Annotated in this window: 18 protein-coding genes; 7 read left to right on the forward strand and 11 right to left on the reverse strand. The window is 71.5% G+C overall.

Annotated features, from left to right (window positions below):
- Positions 1–107 precede the first annotated feature (107 nt).
- The 5 genes from DEJ30_RS08805 to DEJ30_RS18610 all read left to right on the forward strand — a co-directional run bounded on the left by DEJ30_RS08805 (position 108) and on the right by DEJ30_RS18610 (position 5,450).
- Entirely contained in the window at positions 108–1,427 is a 1,320-nt protein-coding gene (locus DEJ30_RS08805; RefSeq protein WP_027464574.1) for a magnesium transporter MgtE N-terminal domain-containing protein, read from the forward strand.
- 52 nt (positions 1,428–1,479) lie between these two features.
- Positions 1,480–1,977 (forward strand): DUF1003 domain-containing protein, encoded by a 498-nt coding sequence (locus DEJ30_RS08810; RefSeq protein WP_042539423.1) that lies wholly within the window; start codon positions 1,480–1,482, stop codon positions 1,975–1,977.
- Positions 1,970–3,130 carry a P-loop NTPase gene (locus tag DEJ30_RS08815; protein ID WP_110860537.1) on the forward strand — a complete coding sequence of 387 codons (1,161 nt, stop codon included), beginning with the start codon at positions 1,970–1,972 and terminating at the stop codon, positions 3,128–3,130. Before DEJ30_RS08810 ends, DEJ30_RS08815 begins: the two co-directional genes overlap by 8 nt.
- A gap of 10 nt (positions 3,131–3,140) precedes the next feature.
- Entirely contained in the window at positions 3,141–3,989 is an 849-nt protein-coding gene (locus tag DEJ30_RS08820; RefSeq protein ID WP_110860539.1) for a bifunctional 2-polyprenyl-6-hydroxyphenol methylase/3-demethylubiquinol 3-O-methyltransferase UbiG, read from the forward strand.
- Between the two features lie 162 nt (positions 3,990–4,151).
- Positions 4,152–5,450 carry a carbohydrate-binding protein gene (locus tag DEJ30_RS18610; protein ID WP_220032945.1) on the forward strand — a complete coding sequence of 433 codons (1,299 nt, stop codon included), beginning with the start codon at positions 4,152–4,154 and terminating at the stop codon, positions 5,448–5,450.
- A gap of 110 nt (positions 5,451–5,560) precedes the next feature.
- On the opposite strand, the gene DEJ30_RS08830 is transcribed toward DEJ30_RS18610, so the two are convergent.
- Complete coding sequence (locus DEJ30_RS08830) at positions 5,561–5,929, reverse strand: twin-arginine translocase TatA/TatE family subunit (RefSeq protein ID WP_027464570.1); 369 nt, start codon at positions 5,927–5,929, stop codon at positions 5,561–5,563.
- A 64-nt stretch (positions 5,930–5,993) separates the two neighbouring features.
- On the opposite strand from DEJ30_RS08830, the gene DEJ30_RS08835 reads away from it, so the two are divergent.
- On the forward strand, positions 5,994–6,626 hold the full coding sequence (locus tag DEJ30_RS08835) for an O-methyltransferase (protein ID WP_027464569.1): 633 nt from the start codon (positions 5,994–5,996) through the stop codon (positions 6,624–6,626).
- A gap of 27 nt (positions 6,627–6,653) precedes the next feature.
- On the opposite strand, the gene DEJ30_RS08840 is transcribed toward DEJ30_RS08835, so the two are convergent.
- The 4 genes from DEJ30_RS08840 to dapE form a co-directional block, all read right to left on the reverse strand.
- Complete coding sequence (locus DEJ30_RS08840) at positions 6,654–7,373, reverse strand: AAA family ATPase (protein ID WP_258369883.1); 720 nt, start codon at positions 7,371–7,373, stop codon at positions 6,654–6,656.
- 122 nt (positions 7,374–7,495) lie between these two features.
- Positions 7,496–7,666, reverse strand: coding sequence for a DUF3117 domain-containing protein (locus DEJ30_RS08845; RefSeq protein ID WP_017887054.1), 171 nt, complete (start codon positions 7,664–7,666; stop codon positions 7,496–7,498).
- A 147-nt stretch (positions 7,667–7,813) separates the two neighbouring features.
- Positions 7,814–9,058, reverse strand: coding sequence for a hypothetical protein (locus DEJ30_RS08850; RefSeq protein ID WP_110860541.1), 1,245 nt, complete (start codon positions 9,056–9,058; stop codon positions 7,814–7,816).
- On the reverse strand, positions 9,043–10,125 hold the full coding sequence (dapE, locus tag DEJ30_RS08855) for a succinyl-diaminopimelate desuccinylase (RefSeq protein WP_110860543.1): 1,083 nt from the start codon (positions 10,123–10,125) through the stop codon (positions 9,043–9,045). Before dapE ends, DEJ30_RS08850 begins: the two co-directional genes overlap by 16 nt.
- A gap of 152 nt (positions 10,126–10,277) precedes the next feature.
- Between dapE and dapD the strand changes: the two genes are divergently transcribed.
- Positions 10,278–11,243: a 2,3,4,5-tetrahydropyridine-2,6-dicarboxylate N-succinyltransferase gene (dapD, locus tag DEJ30_RS08860; protein ID WP_110860545.1), complete on the forward strand. Its 966-nt coding sequence runs from the start codon at positions 10,278–10,280 to the stop codon at positions 11,241–11,243.
- Positions 11,244–11,958: 715 nt separating this feature from the next.
- Here dapD and DEJ30_RS08865 read toward each other — a convergent pair.
- The 6 genes from DEJ30_RS08865 to DEJ30_RS08890 form a co-directional block, all read right to left on the reverse strand.
- Complete coding sequence (locus DEJ30_RS08865; protein ID WP_110860547.1) at positions 11,959–13,257, reverse strand: citrate synthase; 1,299 nt, start codon at positions 13,255–13,257, stop codon at positions 11,959–11,961.
- Positions 13,258–13,421: 164 nt separating this feature from the next.
- Entirely contained in the window at positions 13,422–14,540 is a 1,119-nt protein-coding gene (dapC, locus tag DEJ30_RS08870) for a succinyldiaminopimelate transaminase (RefSeq protein ID WP_181420066.1), read from the reverse strand.
- A gap of 11 nt (positions 14,541–14,551) precedes the next feature.
- Positions 14,552–14,869: a ferredoxin gene (fdxA, locus tag DEJ30_RS08875; protein WP_017887060.1), complete on the reverse strand. Its 318-nt coding sequence runs from the start codon at positions 14,867–14,869 to the stop codon at positions 14,552–14,554.
- A gap of 35 nt (positions 14,870–14,904) precedes the next feature.
- Positions 14,905–16,089 (reverse strand): PIG-L family deacetylase, encoded by a 1,185-nt coding sequence (locus tag DEJ30_RS08880; protein ID WP_110860549.1) that lies wholly within the window; start codon positions 16,087–16,089, stop codon positions 14,905–14,907.
- Between the two features lie 19 nt (positions 16,090–16,108).
- Positions 16,109–16,657 carry a hypothetical protein gene (locus DEJ30_RS08885; RefSeq protein WP_110860551.1) on the reverse strand — a complete coding sequence of 183 codons (549 nt, stop codon included), beginning with the start codon at positions 16,655–16,657 and terminating at the stop codon, positions 16,109–16,111.
- A 117-nt stretch (positions 16,658–16,774) separates the two neighbouring features.
- Positions 16,775–17,968: an amidohydrolase gene (locus tag DEJ30_RS08890; RefSeq protein ID WP_220032946.1), complete on the reverse strand. Its 1,194-nt coding sequence runs from the start codon at positions 17,966–17,968 to the stop codon at positions 16,775–16,777.
- Positions 17,969–18,002: the final 34 nt, after the last annotated feature.

Here is an 18,002-nt window from a genome sequence, read left to right on the forward strand (position 1 = left end):
CTTGCAATCGCACGTGCACTCTCAGGGAAGCCGCCGACCGGTCGGCGCCGACGGCGCCGTTGACCGCGCGAGCGAACCCCCACACCCGAGCGACTACGCTGGGTCGGGTGAGCGCCACGAAGGTCTTCGTCGCCCGCCTCGCCGGGTGCTCCGTCTTCGACCCCGCGGGCGACCGCGTCGGCAGGGTCCGGGACGTCCTGGTCGTCTACCGCCGGGCCGATCCCCCGCACGTCGTCGGGCTCATCGTCGAGGTGCCCGGCAAGCGCCGCATCTTCGTGAGCATCGGCCGCATCACCTCCATCGGTGCCGGGCAGGTCATCACGACCGGTCTGGTCAACATGCGCCGCTTCGAGCAGCGCGGCGGCGAGGTCCGCGTCATCGCCGAGATGCTCGGCCGCAAGGTGCTCATCAAGAACCAGCGGATCCGCGCCACCATCGAGGACGTCGCGATCGAGGACCGCGGGCAGGGCGACTGGGAGGTCGCGCAGCTCTTCCTCCGCAAGCCGAAGACCACGCCGTCGCCGTTCGGCAAGGGCCCCACGACGTTCGCGACGTGGAACGAGGTCACCGAGGACGAGCTCCCCGGCGAGGCCCAGTCCGCCGAGCACGTGATCGCCGCCTACTCCGACCTGCTGCCGGCCGACCTGGCGTCGACGCTGCTCGACCTGCCCGCCGAGCGCCGGTTCGAGGTCGCCGAGGAACTTCCCGACGACCGCCTCGCCGACGTGCTCGAGGAGATGCCCGACCAGGAGCGCATCGAGATCCTCACCCGCCTGGTCGACGCCCGTGCCGCCGACGTCCTCGACCAGATGCAGCCGGACGACGCGGCCGACGTCCTCGCCCAGTTCTCCGACGAGCGGAGCGAAGCCCTCCTGCAGCTCATGGAGCCGGAGGAGGCACAGGACGTCCGCATGCTCCTGGAGTACGAGCCGGACACCGCCGGTGGTCTGATGACCACCGAACCGGTGATCGTCTCGGCCGACGCCACCGTGGCCGAGGGCCTCGCGCTGGTCCGCCGCCACGAGCTCGCGCCGGTGCTCGGCGCCGCCGTCTGCGTCACCCTGCCGCCGTACGAGCCGCCGACCGGTCGGTTCCTCGGGCTCGTGCACTTCCAGCGGATGCTCCGCTACCCGCCGAACGAGCGGCTCGGCACGCTCATCGACCAGCAGACCGAACCGGTCCGGGTCGACGCAAGCGCCGCCGAGGTCACCCGCATCATGGCGACCTACAACCTGCTGTCCGTCCCCGTGGTCGACGACGCCCACCGTCTCGTCGGGGTGGTGACGATCGACGATGTCCTCGACCACGTCCTGCCGGACGACTGGCGAAGTCAGGGCGAGGGGGAACCCTCACCGCTTCCACGCCAACGCCCGCGCAGGACACCCGTGACGACGGGAAGGAGGACCACCCGTGGCCCGAACGGATGACAACCGTCGCGACCGTGACCGGCAAGAGGTCCGGCTCGACTCCCCGAAGGGCATGCGCACGCGTGTGCTCCCCAGCCGCCGCCGTGGTCGCGGGGACACCTTCGGTCGCGCGACCGAGGGCATCGCCCGCGGCATGGGCACGCCCTGGTTCCTCATCGGGCTCACGCTGTTCTGCGTGGTCTGGATGGGCTACAACACCCTGGCGCCGAAGCCGTGGCAGTTCGACTCGGCGGCCATCGGCTTCACGGCTCTGACGCTCGTGCTCTCGCTGCAGGCCTCGTACGCCGCCCCGCTGATCCTGCTCGCGCAGAACCGGCAGGACGACCGCGACCGCGTGCAGTTCGAGCAGGACCGCCAGCGCGCCGAACGCAACCTGGCCGACACCGAGTACCTGGCCCGCGAGGTCGTGGCCCTGCGCCTGGCGATGCGGGACATGGCGTCGAAGGACTTCATCCGCGCCGAGCTCCGCTCCCTGCTCGAGGAACTCGACCGCCGCGACGCCGACGAGGCCGGCTACGCGGACGAACACGACAGCTCCACCCGTGGCTGACGCCGTCCCCACCGACGAACAGCTCGGCACGGCGGTCCTCGCCGCGCTCGGCCGCGTCATCGACCCCGAGATCCGCCGCCCCGTCACGGAGCTCGACATGATCCGCGGTGTCGACGTGCAGCCAGGAGGCACGGTGCGCGTCGACCTGCAGCTCACGATCGTGGGCTGCCCCGCCGCCGACACCATCGAGCGCGACGTCCGCGTCGCCGCCGGGTCCGTCCCGGGGGTCGCGGCAGTCGACGTCGACGTGTCCGTGATGGCCCCGGCCACACGCGCCGCGCTGACCGAGCGGCTGCGAGCCGGTCGGCCGAAGGGCGTCCAGTTCACCGCGGACTCGCTCACCCGCGTCATCGCCGTCACGAGCGGCAAGGGCGGCGTCGGCAAGTCCACCGTCACCGTGAACCTCGCCGTCGCGCTCGCCCTCCGGGGCTTGCGGGTCGGGGTCGTCGACGTCGACGTGCACGGCTTCAGCGTCCCCGGCCTGATGGGCCTGACCGACGAGCACGGGGTCGCACCCCGCCCGACGCGGGTGGACAGCATGATCCTGCCGCCGGTGGCGCACGACGTGAAGGTCGTCTCGATCGGCATGTTCGTCGACGACGTCTCGACCGCGGTGTCGTGGCGCGGACCGATGCTGCACCGCACCGTGAACCAGTTCCTGACCGATGTGTGGTTCGGTGACCTCGACGTCCTGCTGCTCGACCTGCCTCCGGGCACCGGCGACGTCGCGATCTCGGTGGGGCAGCTGCTGCCGCACGCCGAGGTCCTGGTCGTGACGACCCCGCAGGCCGCCGCCGCCGACGTCGCCGAGCGCAGCGGGATCGTCGCTCGGCAGACCGGGCAGCGGGTCATCGGCGTGATCGAGAACATGGCCGGGCTCGTGCAGCCCGACGGCTCGGTCCTGCACCTGTTCGGCGAGGGCGGTGGCGCCGAGACCGCCGCACGACTCTCCCGCGGGCAGGACACCCCTGTTCGGGTGCTCGGCAGCGTACCGCTGTCCGTGCCGCTGCGCGAGGGCGGCGACGCGGGGGTGCCGGTGGTGCTCGGCGCCCCGGAGGACCCGTCAGCCGTTGCCCTGACGGCGATCGCCCACCGGATCACCACGATGGGACGCGGGCTCGCCGGCCGGAAGCTCGGGTTGTCGCTGTCCTAGGCTCGGGGTCATGAGCACGGATCACGTCGATGTCGACTGGGACCACGCACGCGCCACCAACCGCGCGAACTGGGACGACCGGGTGCCGATCCACGAGGGTGCCTACGCGATCGATGCCCTGTCCGACCCCGGCCACCGCTCCGACGTCGTCCGCGAAGACCTGCCGGCCCTGACGCCCTGGGTACCGAACGGCTCACTCGCGGGCCTCGACGACTGTCACCTGCAGTGCCACATCGGCACCGACACGGTTTCGCTCGCCCGCGAGGGCGCCCGATTGACCGGCGTCGACTTCTCCCCCGCGGCCCTCGCCTCGGCCGCCGGACTCGCATCACGGCTCGGCCTCGACGTCACCTGGGTCGAGACCGACGTCCTCGATGCCCGGGCCGCCGTCACCGGTGACTTCGACGTCGTGTACACGAGCATCGGCACCATCTGCTGGCTCCCCGACCTCGACCGCTGGGCTGCGCAGGTCGCTGGCCTGCTGCGCCCCGGCGGCGTGTTCTTCATCCGCGACGGCCACCCGGCGATGTACGCCCTCGACGAGGACGCCGACGAGCTCGTCACCCGGTACCGGTACTTCCCCGACGGCACGGCCCAGCAGTGGGACGACGCCGGTACCTACGCCGGCGACGGCGCGGTGGCGAACACCCGCACCTTCGAGTGGCCGCACCCGCTGTCCGAGATCGTGAACGCCCTGCTCGGCGCCGGACTGCGGCTCCGACGGCTCGACGAGGGCCGGACCCTGCCGTGGCGGTTCAGCCCCCGCATGGTCGAGACCGGCACCGGCTCGTGGGCCTGGCCGGAGCACGACCGTGACCGCATCCCGACCACGTACACGATCATCGCGACGCGAGACTGATCTCGACCCCTGGTCCGTTCGACGCATCCTGTGCGTTCGTTCATGGACAGGTCGTTCTACCACGGCGCATTATGCAAGGGCATTACACAATGCCCTTGCGGAATGTCTCGTGAGGGCTCCACCCGCCGGACGACGACGTCCGACCGAGGACAGGAGAACCGTGTGAACCAGAACACCCGCGTGCGATCGGGCCTCGTGGCCGCCATCGCCGCCGTCATCGTCGCAGGGGGCTCGCTCGCTGCGGCACCCGCCCTCGCCGCGACGACCTGCGCGACCGCCTGGAGCGCCGGCACCGCCTACAACGGCGGAGCAACCGTGAGCGAGAACGGCTCGAACTACACCGCGAACTGGTGGACACAGGGCGACGAGCCCGCGACCCACTCCGGGGCGACCGGCAGCGGTCAGCCGTGGACGTCGGCCGGCGCCTGCACCGGCGGCAGCACCGGCGGCGGGACCACGACCCCGGGCGGTGGCGGGACCACCACGCCCGGCAACGGCAGCACCGGCACCGCGAGCGGCCTGGTGTTCAGCCCGTACAAGGACATCACCGTGAACCTCGACTGGAACACGAACGTCATGAACACCGCGGTCACCGGCACACGGATCCCGGTCGTCGGGTCGAGCAACAGCCTGGTGTCGACGCGGGAACCGGGCCTCAAGGCCATCACGCTCGCCTTCGCGACCGGCACCTGCGGCAGCGAGAACTGGGGCGGAGTCGCTGCCGACGCGTTCGCCAGCGCCAACATCGCGAAGCTCGACGCGGCCGGGGTGAACTACATCGTCAGCACCGGTGGCGCCGCAGGCTCGTTCAAGTGCTCCGGCGCCGCGCTGCAGTCCTTCATCGCCCGCTACGCCTCCCCGCACATGATCGGCGTCGACTTCGACATCGAGAGCGGGCAGTCCGCGGCAGACGTGCAGAACCTGGTGAGCGCTGCGGCCCTGGCGCAGTCGAAGTACCCGGGCCTGCGCTTCTCCTTCACGCTCGCAACCCTGGCCGCGTCCGACGGTTCGTTCGGCGGGCTGAACAGCACCGGCGACGCCACCGTCAAGGCGATCAAGGCGTCGACCCTGTCGAACTACACGATCAACCTCATGACGATGGACTTCGGACGCGCGACCACGGCCAACTGCGTCATCGTCGGGTCGACGTGTCAGATGGGGCAGTCCACGATCCAGGCGGTCACGAACCTGCAGCACACCTACGGGATCGCCTCGTCGAAGATCGAGGTCACCCCGATGATCGGCGTCAACGACACCACCGACGAGGTCTTCACCCTCGCGGACGCCGACACCGTCGCCGCGTACGCCAAGTCACACGGGCTCGCCGGGGTGCACACCTGGTCGCTCGACCGGGACACCCCCTGCCCGACGGCGCAGAGCACCGCATCGCCGACCTGCAACTCCGTGGCCGGGTCTGCGCCGCTCGCCTGGACGGACCGCTTCCTGGCGGTCCTGAGGTAGGGAAGAACCGGGCGTACCTGGTCGGATCGGGCGTACTCCGTCGTTCCTTCCGACCAGGTACGCCCGATTCCACTCGCCATCGGGATCGCGACGCGACCCCGTGACGGGCGTCAGGTCGCCTCGGCGTCGAAGGGTGCCGGTTCACCCGCGGCCAGCGGCACGACGGGAGCCGTCGCGCGCACCTTCGAGGCCGTCACCTGCGCGGTCTGGACGGCTGCGGCACTGGTGCCGGAGTCGAGCAGGGCGTCGCGGATGATGCGGCGCGGGTCGTACTGGCGCGGGTCGAGCTTCTGCCACTCGATGTCGTCGAACTCGGGGCCCATCTCGTCGCGCATCCGCTCCTTCGCGGTGTCGGCGAACCGACGGACGGCCTTGACGAACTCGGCCAGCTTCTGGGCGTACATCGGCAGGCGCTGCGGCCCGAGCAAGAGGACGCCGATGACCCCGATGATCAGGATCTTGTCGAGCGGGATGTCCACGCGAGCGAGCCTAACGCGTGCTGCTGCGTTGCACCTCTAGAGTTGTCTCCCGAACGGAGTGTGCGTGTCAGAGAAAGAGTCGAACTGGAAGTTCGCCGAGGACATCGTCTCGGAGACCGAGGCGATCGCCCGTGCTCGTGAGCACTCCCTGGAACTCGGGGTCGAAGCGATCTCGCCCGCGATCGGTGCGCAGATCGCCGTCATCGCCGCAGCCTCGCGAGCCACGAGCATCATCGAGATCGGCACCGGCCTCGGGGTCTCCGGCCTGTACCTGCTCGCCGGCGCCCCGAACGCGACCCTGACCACGATCGACGTCGAGGTGGACCACCAGCAGTTCGCCCGCGACGCGTACATCAGCGCCGGCACCGCTCCCGCACGGATCCGGCTCATCCCCGGTCGGGCGAACCAGGTGCTCCCCCGCATGAACGAGGCCTCGTACGACGTCGTCCTGGTCGACGCCGACCCCGAGCACGTGATCGAGTACGTCGAGCACGGGCTGCGGCTCGCCCGTCTGGGTGGCACCGTCCTGGTGCCGCACGCCCTCTGGCGCGGACGCGTGGCCGACCCGGTGAAGCGCGACCGCGCCACCACGGACTTCCGGCTGCTCCTGACCGAGGTGTCGACCTCGGGTGCGGTGCGCAGCGCGCTGTCGCCCGCCGGTGACGGACTGCTGCAGTTGACGAAGGTCACCAACTAGCGCTCGACCCGCCGGCGTACGCGCAGGTCAGTCCAGGTGCCGCAGGTACCGCTCGGGCGACTCGAGGAACGCACGCTCGTTCCGCACCAGGTCGAGGTCGCGCCATTCTGTGCGCCGCAGGCCCCACTCGCCGACCTCGTGGATCTCGGCCCCGGGGAACGCGGCGAGCACGGGTGAGTGGGTCGAGAGCACGACCTGGCCGACACCCGTCTCGACGATGGACTGCAGGAGCCCGATCAGCGCCAGGCACCCCGAGAACGACAGGGCGGACTCCGGCTCGTCGAGGATCCAGAGCCCGGGCCACTGCGACCGGTGGATCACGAAGTCGAGGAACGACTCACCGTGGCTCCGCTCATGGAACAGCGGCTCGGCTCCCCCGGGGTGCTGTTCGAGGTAGGTGAAGACCCCGTGCATGGTCTCCGCGCGCAGGAAGAAGCCGGACCGCACCGCGCCGGGCTCCCGGTGCAGGGCGATGTGCTCCCAGAGCTGCGATTCGCTCGGGCGGGTGCTGTGCCCGGACTTCGTCGAGCCACCCTCTGGCCCCATGCCGAAGGCGAGCGCCATCGCCTCGACCAGGGTGGACTTGCCGGCACCGTTCTCACCGACCAGCACCGTCACCGGAGCGAGGTCGAGCCCGTCGTCGAGCAGCTGCCGCACGGGCGCGAGCGTGGCCGGCCAGACGTCGCGCCGCATCGGGTCGGGCGCGTACTCCTCGACACGGCGGATCGGCAGTCTCGTCCTCGGCACGGCCCCATCCTGCCGAAGCCCACCGACAGGGCCGCGGATGCCCCGTCGCGGGGTCGGCAGCGGACAGACGGAAGGCCCGGAGCGTACACGCTCCGGGCCTTCCGTTCTGGTGCTTCGACGTACTAGGCCGAGACGACCTCAGCGAGTGCGTCGTGGAGTTCCTTGGCCTCGGCATCGTTGACCGAGACGACCAGGCGGCCTCCACCTTCGAGCGGAACCCGCACGATGATGAGTCGACCCTCCTTAACAGCCTCCATCGGCCCGTCACCGGTCCTCGGCTTCATGGCTGCCATCAGATGTCCCCTTTCGTGCAGTAAATGCAGCCCCATTATCCCGTACGGAGGGGGCAACTGCGAAACCGCCCAGGTTGGGGGTGTCGGATGTGCCGTCCGGATGCTCCGCAGAACGCGGATCCAGGGGCCTCCGGCGCCCCGCATCGATCACGGCGGGGTCCAGTCGTAGCCGTCGATCCACCACGTGGAGTACAGCCAGACCCACTGCAGCCCGACGAACGCGACGACGACGGCCACGCGGTACACCCGCGACCGTGGCAGCGCGACGATACCGAGCAACGGCGCGATCGGCACGAGGATGCGCCACGTGCTCGACTGCGGGAAGAACACCGCGAGCAGGTACACGAGGTACGCCACGCCCCAGAGTCGGAGCTCGATGCCGATCGAGCGTGCGGCGGGCATGCACACGAACGCGGCGAACCCGGCGAGCACGACGACGAGCAGCACCGTTCCGGCCGGCTGCCCGAACCACCACCCGAACCCCTGCACCCACGGCGCGAACGGCACGAGTTCCTTCCACCCGATGTACGACGACCGCCAGGCGAGCTCGGTGTCGGTGTAGGCCTTCGGCACCCCGGTGACGGCCCACGCGATCGCCGGCCAGGCCAGACCGACCAGACCCGACACCGTGGCGACCACCGCGGGCGGTACGAGCCGGCGGAGGCTCAGCGGTTCCGAGGAGCGCACCCACGCCGGGCGGATCGCCCACGCGGCCACGAAGAGCACCACCAGGAACGCGAAGGCGAGCCCCGTCGGTCGCGTCATGCCGAGCAGCAGCACGACGGGCAGCATCGCCCACCACCGCCGGTCCACCATGAGCAGCAGCGCGACGAGCAGCAGGAACAGCCCCATCGCCTCCGCGTAGGCCACCTGGAACATCGCCGACACCGGTGCGACGCAGAACAGCACCGTGGCGAACGTCGCCCGTGCGGGGTCGAGGAACCGGCCCATGAGCCGGCGGAACACCAGCGCGGCCCCGAGTCCAGCGAGCAACGACACCGAGACCGCCACGAACTCGAACGACGCTCCGGTGAGCGTCATGAGCGCCCGCACCAGGAACGGGTACGCGGGCATGAACGCCCACGCGTTCTCGGTCACGTGCCCGGCGGCATCGACCGGCAGCGTCGACGGGTACCCGCCCGTGGCGATCACGCGGTACCAGGCGCCGTCCCAGATCGCCGCGAACGACAGGTAGCCCGGGCTCTGCACGGTGAACGAGTTCGCCGCTTGCACACCCGCGAACGCGAGCATCATGGCACCGGTGACGAGCCGCGCCAGCACGTAGACGACCGTGATGCGCACCCACCACGGGACGACCCGGTACCGGGCCCGCCAGCGGCTCCGAGCAGGGGTCCTCCGGGTGGCCCCCGCCGTCGTCAGGCCGTCAGCCACCGACGCAGCCCGGCCTCGACCGCGGTGATCTGCGCGACCGGCACCTGCTCGTCGTCGTGGTGGGCGAAGACCGGCTCGCCGGGGCCGTAGTTGACCGCGGGGACCCCGAGCGCCGAGAAGCGTGCGACGTCGGTCCAGCCGTACTTCGGACGGGGCTCCGGTCCGCCGACGGCGGTGACGAAGTCCTGCGCGAGCGGGGCGTCGAGACCGGGGCGGGCACCGGCGGCGAGGTCGACGATCGTGACCTCGTACCCGTCGAACAGCTCGCGGATGTGGGCGACGGCCTCGTCGGCCGAGCGCGAGGGGGCGAACCGGTAGTTCACGTGCACCATCGCCTCGTCCGGGATGATGTTGCCCGCGATGCCGCCGCTGATGCCGACCGCGTTCAGGCCCTCGCGGTACTCGAGCCCGTCGACCGTGACGGTACGCGGCTCGTACTCGGCCAGGGTGGCCAGGATCGGGGCCGTCTTGTGGATGGCGTTGTCGCCGATCCAGCTCCGGGCGCTGTGCGAGCGCTTGCCGAACGTGCGGATCTCGGCGCGGAGGTTGCCGTTGCACCCGCCCTCGATCTGCGCCCCGGACGGCTCGCCCAGGATGGCGAAGTCGGCGGCGAGGAGTTCGGGTCGCGTCCGGGCCAGGCGGCCGAGACCGTTCAGGGCGTCGCTCACCTCTTCGTGGTCGTACCAGACCCACGTGACGTCGACCGAGGGGTCGACCAGGTCGTACGCGAGCTTGAGCTGCACCGCGCAGCCCGCCTTCATGTCGACGGTGCCGCGGCCCCAGAGGATCTCGGTGCCGTCCTCGGCGGTCCGGAACTCGGTCGGCAGGTTGTCGTTGAGCGGGACGGTGTCGATGTGACCGGCGATGACGACCCGGCGGTCGCGGCCCAGGTTCGTCCGCGCCACGATCGCGTCGCCGTCACGGATCACCTCGAGGTGCGGAAGCGGTGCGAGCACGGCCTCGATCGCGTCGGCGAGGGCCTGCTCGTTGCCGGACACCGACTCGATGTCGCAGATGGCACGGGTGATGTCGATGGACGAGGCGGTGAGGTCGAGGTGCTCCGGCATGCGGGCAGCCTACCGGCCACCCCTCGCACCGCCCCGGCAGTCCGGACGGTCGGCAACCCAACCGCCCCGGCAGTCCGGACGGTCGGCAACCCGACCGCCCCGGCAGTCCGGACGGACGGTGCCTGCCGACCGGCGCTCGGTACCCTGGAGCCGTGACCGACACGACTGCCACCGACCGCCCGACCCACGCCTGGGGCCACGGCCTCGCGACGATCGCCGCCGACGGCACGACGCTCGACACCTGGTATCCCGAGACGCACCTCGGCGCGCTTCCCTCCGACGCCGTGTTCCCTGCCGAGCTGCAGGCGCACGTCGGTGACGACCCCCGCCGCGAGGTCCGGATCGAGCCCGTCACCACCGAGATCACGATCGACGCCGGCCCGACGAGCACCCCGGACGCGTACCTCCGCCTGCACCTGCTGAGCCACCTGCACGTCCGCCCGAACGAGGTCTCCCTCGACGGTGTCTTCGGCCACCTGCCGATCGTCGCGTGGACGAACGCCGGCCCGGTGCACCCCGAGTCCCTGACGCGCCTGCGCCCGTCGCTGCAGCGCGCCGGCATCGCCGTGCACGCGATCGACAAGTTCCCGCGCCTGGTCGACTACGTCGTGCCGGACCGCGTGCGGATCGGCGACGCGAACCGCGTCCGCCTCGGCGCACACCTGGCGCCGGGCACGACCGTCATGCACGAGGGCTTCGTGAACTTCAACGCCGGCACCCTCGGCGACGCCATGATCGAGGGCCGCGTCTCGCAGGGCGTCGTCGTCGGCAACGGCACCGACATCGGCGGCGGCGCCTCGATCATGGGCACCCTGTCCGGCGGTGGCACGCACCGTGTCTCGCTCGGCGAACGCGCGCTGCTCGGCGCGAACGCGGGCCTCGGCATCTCGCTCGGCGACGACTCCGTCATCGAGGCCGGTCTCTACGTCACGGCAGGCACGAAGGTGGTGCTGGTCGGCGCGGCCCCGAACGCCGACGGCACCCCGAAGACCGTCAAGGCCGCCGAGCTCTCCGGAACCCCGAACATCCTGTTCCGCCGCAACAGCGTCAGCGGCGCCGTCGAGGCGCTGCAGCGCAAGGGCGAGGGCATCCAGCTGAACACCGCGCTGCACGCGTAGCGTCCCGCGGCCGACGCACCCGCCTGGAGGCCCGGTGCCGGTCCACGAGACCGCCACCGGGACTCCAGGCCGTTGCGCCCAGAGCCCCACCCCGCGAGCGGTCACGACACGCCGCCCGCGGGCGGCGTGGGCGCACGAACCGTCGTTTCGACACCCGCCGGACGACAGTTCGCGACCACTCGGCGAAGGCGAGCGGCGCGTCCCACCTCCCCGCGCCCGACCCGACCGCCTGGAGGCCCGGCGCCGGTCCACGAGACCGCCACCGGGCCTCCAGGCCGTTGCGTCCAGAGCCCCACCCCGCCCCGCGAGCGGTCACGACACGCCGCCCGCGGGCGCCGAGAGCGCACGAACCGTCGGTTCGACACCCGCCGGACGACAGTTGTCGACCACTCGGCGAAGGCGAGCGGCGCGCCCCGCCTCCCCGCGCCCGACCCGACCGCCTGGAGGCCCGGTGCCGGTCCACGAGACCGCCACCGGGCCTCCAGGCCGTTGCGTCCAGTGCCCCACCCCGCCCCGCGAGCGGTCACGACACGCCGCCCGCGGGCGGCGTGGGCGCACGAACCGTCGGTTCGACACCCGCCGGACGACAGTTCGCGACCACTCGGCGGAGGCGAGTGGCGCGTCCCGCCTCCCTGCAAGCGGGCGGAATACCAACCGGCGCACACGCACGAGCGCCCCGCGCCACGGAACCGTGGGGCGGGGCGCTCGGAGTCGGTCAGCGCGTGGGGACGTCGCGCTCGGGCGCGCCCACGTAGAGCTGCTGGGGGCGACCGATCTTGTTCAGCGGGTCGTTGTTCAGCTCGCGCCACTGGGCGATCCAGCCCGGCAGACGACCGATGGCGAACAGGACGGTGAACATCCGCGGCGGGAAGCCCATCGCCTTGTAGATGATGCCGGTGTAGAAGTCGACGTTCGGGTAGAGCTTGCGGCTGACGAAGTACTCGTCCTCGAGCGCGATCTGCTCGAGCTCCATCGCGATGTCGAGCAGGTCGTCCTGCACGCCGAGGGACTCGAGGACCTCGTGCGCGGACTCCTTGACGAGCTTGGCGCGCGGGTCGTAGTTCTTGTAGACGCGGTGTCCGAAGCCCATGAGCTTGACGCCCTGCTCCTTGTTCTTCACCCGCTCGACGAAGCGCGTGACGGGCTCGCCCGAGTCCTTGATCTGCTGGAGCATCTCGAGCACGGCCTCGTTCGCACCGCCGTGCAGCGGGCCGTACAGGGCGTTGATGCCGGCCGAGATCGAGGCGAACATGTTCGCCTTCGTCGAGCCGACCATGCGCACCGTCGAGGTCGAGGCGTTCTGCTCGTGGTCCTCGTGCAGGATGAGGAGCCGCTCGAGCGCCTTCGAGAGCACCGGGTTGGGCTTGTAGGTCTCGGCCATGGTGCCGAAGTTCAGCCGCAGGAAGTTGTCGACGAAGGACAGCGAGTTGTCCGGGTACAGGAACGCCTGCCCGATGGCCTTCTTGTGGGCGTAGGCCGCGATGACCGGGAGCTTGGCGAGGAGCCGGACGGTCTGCAGCTCGACCTTCTCGGGGTCGTCGACGTCCATGTCGTCCTCGTAGTACGTGGACAGGGCGCTCACGGCGCTCGAGAGCACGGACATCGGGTGCGCCGAGTGTGGCAGGGCGTCGAACAGGCGGCGGAGGTCTTCGTGCAGCAGGGTGTGCCGACGGATGCGGGCGTCGAACTGCTCGAGCTCGGTGGGGGTCGGCAGCTCGCCGTAGATCAGGAGCCACGCGACCTCGAGGAAGGTGCAGTTGCCGGCGATCTGGTCGATCGGGTACCCGCGGTAGCGCAGGATGCCCTGGTCGCCGTCGATGTAGGTGATCGCGCTCTTCGTCGCACCGGTGTTCACGAACCCGTAGTCGAGCGTGTTCATCCCGGTCTGCTTCTTGAAGGTCGAGATGTCGATCGCGGACGCGCCGTCGACGCTCTGCAGGATCGGGAACTCCGCCGTGCCACCCGGGAACGTCAGCGTCGCGGTCGCGCCCTGCTGTTCGGCGGCGGGACTCACGGGGACGGGCGTGGTGGGCGGTGTGGCCGTCTTCTGAGCGTCATTGGCAGTGTCAGTCACGAGGACAGCCTAATCGCGGCACCTGTCGGTCGTGCACACATCCCAGGTGACGATTTGGTGGTTCCCACGGATTGCGGGTCCCACCCGGAGTACTCGTGTCCGTGCTACGCGGTGCCGAGGCGACGGCTGCTCGCCAGTCGCTGCGACGCTGCGGCGATGCGTTCGTCGGTCGCGGTCAGGGCCACGCGGACGTGTTCGCCCCCTGCTGCGCCGTAGAACGTGCCCGGTGCGACGAGTATCCCGCGGTCGGCGAGCCAGGCCACGGTGTCGAGTGCGGGTTCGCCACGGGTGGCCCAGAGGTAGAGCCCGGCCTCGCTGTGGTCGATCCGGAACCCGGCGTCCTCGAGTGCTCCCCGGAGCATGTTCCGGCGCGCCCGGTAGCGGGCCTTCTGCTGCTGGACGTGGCTCTCGTCCTGCAGCGCGACGACCATGGCCTGCTGCACGGGCAGCGGCGGCATGAGCCCGGCGTGCTTCCGGACGGCCAGGACGTCGGCCAGGATCGCGGCGTCACCGGCGACGAAGGCCGCACGGTAGCCGGCGAGGTTCGACTGCTTCGACAGCGAGTACACGCTCAGCACGCCGTCGAGCGAATCACCGACCACCCGGGGGTCCAGGATCGTGGGCGTCGGGGTGGTGGCGTACTCCGGGTCCCACCCGAGCTCGGCGTAGCACTCGTCGCCGACGATGACGGCCCCGAGCTCGCGGGCGCGCACCACGGCGGCACGGAGTTCGTCGAGGGTCAGCACGCGGCCGTCCGGGTTGCCCGGGGAGTTCAGCCACACGAGCTTCGTGGTGGACGGCCACGCCGCGGGGTCGTCCGAGGCGAGGGCATCGGCCCGGACCAGTGCGGCGCCGAGCTCGTACGTCGGGTACGCCGCGGCCGGGAACACCACGGTGTCACCGGGGCCGATGCCGAGCCAGAGCGCCAGGCCCGCGATGAACTCCTTCGAGCCGATCGTCGGCAGCGCGTTCGCCTCGGTCAGGGCGACACCGTGCCGACGGCCGTACCAGTCGGCGATGGCCTGCCGCAGCGCCGGGGTGCCGGCGACCTGCGGGTAGGCGTGCGCGTCGGTCGCGGTGGCCAGGGCGGTGCGGACGACCTCGGGCGTGGGGTCGACGGGCGATCCGACGCTGAGGTCGACGATGCCGCCCTCGTACGCCGCGGCGCGCTGCTTGAACGGGACGAGCTGGTCCCAGGGGAAGTCGGGGAGGTCGAGCGCCACGAGGGGTCCGGTCAGCCGCGGACGGGCTCGGCCGCGACGACGGGGTGGTCCTTGTGGATCACGCCGACCTTCGCGGCGCCACCGGGCGACCCGACCTCGTCGAAGAACTCGACGTTGGCCTTGTAGTAGTCGGCCCACTGGTCGGGCAGGTCGTCTTCGTAGTAGATGGCCTCGACGGGGCAGACCGGCTCACACGCACCGCAGTCGACGCACTCGTCGGGGTGGATGTAGAGCGAGCGGTCACCCTCGTAGATGCAGTCGACCGGGCATTCGTCGATGCAGGCTCGGTCCTTGACGTCGACACAGGGCTGGGCGATCACGTAGGTCACGGTTCGGGTGCTCCCTTCGACGAGCGGGTTCGAGTCTACTCGCGGCCCGGGGCCGTCCGGGACCGCAGCCCCGACAGGTCCGGCCACGCGAGGACCAGGGCGGCGATGACCGCGGGGGCGAAGGTCCACACGTACCCGGCCGCGTTGGCGAGGACGAGCGGCGAGCTCTCCCCGCCGACCGACACGAGCACCTGCGTCGCGACGAGGATCCCGATGCCGATCGCGGCCGTCATCGCCCGCGAGCGGTAGACGAGCCGCACGCCCACGGTCAGACCGAGCACGATGAGGGTGGTGACGACGAGTCCGACCGGGAACGCGCCGATCGTCTGCTGGTGCGTGACCGTCCCGAGGCCGCCGGCGAGCATCCCGAGCAGCAGCGAGACGACGACCGCCGCGGCCTTGCCCTGACCGGACATCTCGGCGTAGCTCTGCGGCGCCGCCGGCTGCGGGGCCGCGTCGTGCCGGAACGCCTCGACCGCCGGGGCGTGCTGCCGGACGCCGTGCGGCATCACCCACGACAGGTCCGCGGGGTCGGCGGGGTCCACGGGGTCGACGGCGACCTGGGAGCGGTACTGCTCGACCGCCGCACGCACCTTGGCCCGGACCGGCAGGACGTCGACCGTGACGTCGGCCTGACCGCCGGCGGGGTCGACGATCATCGAGAACGGGACTTCCTCGGCTCGGGCCGCGTACCGCGCCGCGTGGTGCACGCGCACGTGGTCGGGGTGCCCGTAGCCGCCGTCGTCGGCGTAGCTGATCACGGCGTCGGCACCGGTGGAGCGGATCGCGGCGCGGACGTCGTCCACGACCTCGCCCAGGTCGGCCGCGGTCAGCGAGTCGGCCGGGGCGTCGTCCGCGGCGGTGGCCCGCCCGTCCGGTCCCCACTGCATGCCGGAGTCGACGTAGCGACGCTCCGGCAGATCGGTCGGCCGGGCACCGCGCCCGCCGAGCCACAGGTGCTGCGGGCCGCCGAGGGCGGCGAGGGCTGCGGCGATCTCGGTCTCCCGGTGCCGTGCCACCCGCGCGGGGTCGCCCGCCAGCGGGGCCAACTGCTCCGTGAGCATCTCGCCGCGCTCGCCCCGGGTCGCGGTGAGCACGGTCACTCCGGCGCCGCGCTCGAGCAGGGTCGCGATGGTCCCGCCCGACGAGAGCGTCTCGTCGTCGGGGTGGGCGTGCACGATCAGGACGCGCTCGGGGCGCGTGGCGGGGGCCTTCGACATCGTCCCCCAGGGTACGGGACTAGCGGGGCGTGACGATGTAGGTCGCCGTGACGCCGCCGCTGTCCTTGCTCTCCGAGAAGGTCAGGACGACGCGGTGGGCGTCGCTCCGGAACATGCCGAACGCGCTCGACGAGTCCACACGCTTCGCCGACTCGGTGTACCCGGCCTCGGTGAGCTGCTGCACGGCGGCTTGGAAGTCGTCGACCGAGGCCGCCCGGACCTGCGCCACCCACCCCGAGCCGTTCGGTCCGGCTCCCCCGCCGAGCACGGTGCCGTCGACGAGCGGGACGTCGGCCGACGGGAACCCGTCCGGCACCTTGCCGTCGGAGGTCACGTCCGCGCCCTTGAGCGCCGTGTTGAGCGCGCCGTCGATGCCACCCGCGACCGAGGACATGCCGTCCTGGATCGCCTTGCCGTCGATGCCCGCGACCCCGTCGGCCACGTTCGACGCGACGGAGGACCCGAGGTCGGTGGCCTGCTGCACGGCCTGGGTCGAGCAGCCGGTGAGCCCGGCCAGGGCGATGCCGGCAGCGACCGCGGCGATCAGCGGGGTACGGAGGGAGCGCATGGCGCGACCGTAACGGACGAGCCGGGAGGCCCGGCGCGAGTTGGCTGTGAACGTGCCGTCCCCGCGGCGGTCACGTGCGCGGCGGGGCCGCCCCGGGCCTCCTTCCCGACGAACGGGTCAGTCGACGTACGCGCGCGTCGCCGCGACCAGGGCGTCGACGCCGACCGGGATCGCGGTCTCGGCCTGCGGCGCGTAGAACGGCGAGTGGTTGCTCGGGATCTCCTCGCCGCGGCGGAAGCGCTCCGGGTCGGTGATGCCCGTGAACCAGTACACGAGCGGCGCTCCGGCGGCGGTGGCGAGCTGGCCGACGTCCTCCGACGCCATGGCGAGCCCGATCTCCAGGTCGCGGGCTCCCGGCACCTCGGCGCGGATGGCCTCGAGCACGGTGGCAGCGGCCTCGGCGTCGTTCACGGTGACCTCGGCGCCCGGTGCACGCACGATCGTCGGCTCGGACAGGCCGCCGGCCGTGCTCTCGGCACGGACGATGCGCTCGATCGAGGCGATGATGCGCTGGCGGGTCTCCTCGTTGCGGGCCCGGGTCGAGATCTCGATGACGGCCTCGTCGGGGATGATGTTCGCCCGCGTGCCGGCGTGGAAGCTGCCGACGGTGACGACTCCCGCGTCGCTCGGCGAGACCTCGCGGGCGACGACGGTCTGCAGCCGCACGACGGCCGAGGCCGCGGTGACGACCGGGTCGAGCGAGGCCTGCGGGGCCGAACCGTGCGCCCCACGACCGTTGAAGGTCACCGTCAGCCGGTCGCTCGACGCCATCACGGGGCCGGTGCCGACGGCGACGATGCCGACCGGTGCGGGCGCGGAGTGCTGCCCGAGCACGACGTCCGGCTTCGGGAACCGTTCGACCAGGCCGTCCTCGACCATCGCGCGGGCGCCGGAGATGACTTCTTCCGCGGGCTGGAAGACGGCGACGACCGTGCCGCGCCAGTCCCCCGTGGTCGCGACCAGGCGCTCCAGCGTGCCGAGCAACCACGTGACGTGGATGTCGTGGCCGCAGGCGTGCATGGTCGGGACCTCGCGGCCCTCGTCGTCCGTGCCGACGTGCTCGCTGGCGTAGGCCAGGCCGGTCCGCTCCTGCACGGGCAGGCCGTCCATGTCGGCGCGGAGCCAGACCACGGGGCCCTCGCCGTTCGACACGACACCGACGACGCCGGTGCCGCCGACGCCCGTCGTCACCTCGATCCCACCGATCTCGGCGAGCTTCGCAGTGATGACACCGGCGGTGCGGTGCTCCTGGAAGCCGAGCTCCGGGTGGGCGTGCAGGTCCTGGTAGATCGAGAGCAGGTCGAGAGTCACGGTGCCCACGGTACAACCGCGAACGGCCCGGCCA

Source organism: Curtobacterium sp. MCPF17_003 (assembly GCF_003224385.1).
Taxonomy (GTDB): Bacteria; Actinomycetota; Actinomycetes; order Actinomycetales; family Microbacteriaceae; genus Curtobacterium; species Curtobacterium flaccumfaciens.

Bases quoted from the DNA above. Each gene is read 5' to 3' on its own strand.
- dapE (WP_110860543.1), bottom strand. From the start codon at position 10,125: ATGCCGGAGCACCTCGACCTCACCGCCTCGTCCATCGACATCACCCGT.
- DEJ30_RS08880 (WP_110860549.1), bottom strand. From the start codon at position 16,089: ATGTCGAAGGCCCCCGCCACGCGCCCCGAGCGCGTCCTGATCGTGCAC.
- DEJ30_RS08845 (WP_017887054.1), bottom strand. From the start codon at position 7,666: ATGGCAGCCATGAAGCCGAGGACCGGTGACGGGCCGATGGAGGCTGTT.
- DEJ30_RS08810 (WP_042539423.1), top strand. From the start codon at position 1,480: ATGCGCACGCGTGTGCTCCCCAGCCGCCGCCGTGGTCGCGGGGACACC.
- DEJ30_RS08885 (WP_110860551.1), bottom strand. From the start codon at position 16,657: ATGCGCTCCCTCCGTACCCCGCTGATCGCCGCGGTCGCTGCCGGCATC.
- DEJ30_RS08820 (WP_110860539.1), top strand. From the start codon at position 3,141: ATGAGCACGGATCACGTCGATGTCGACTGGGACCACGCACGCGCCACC.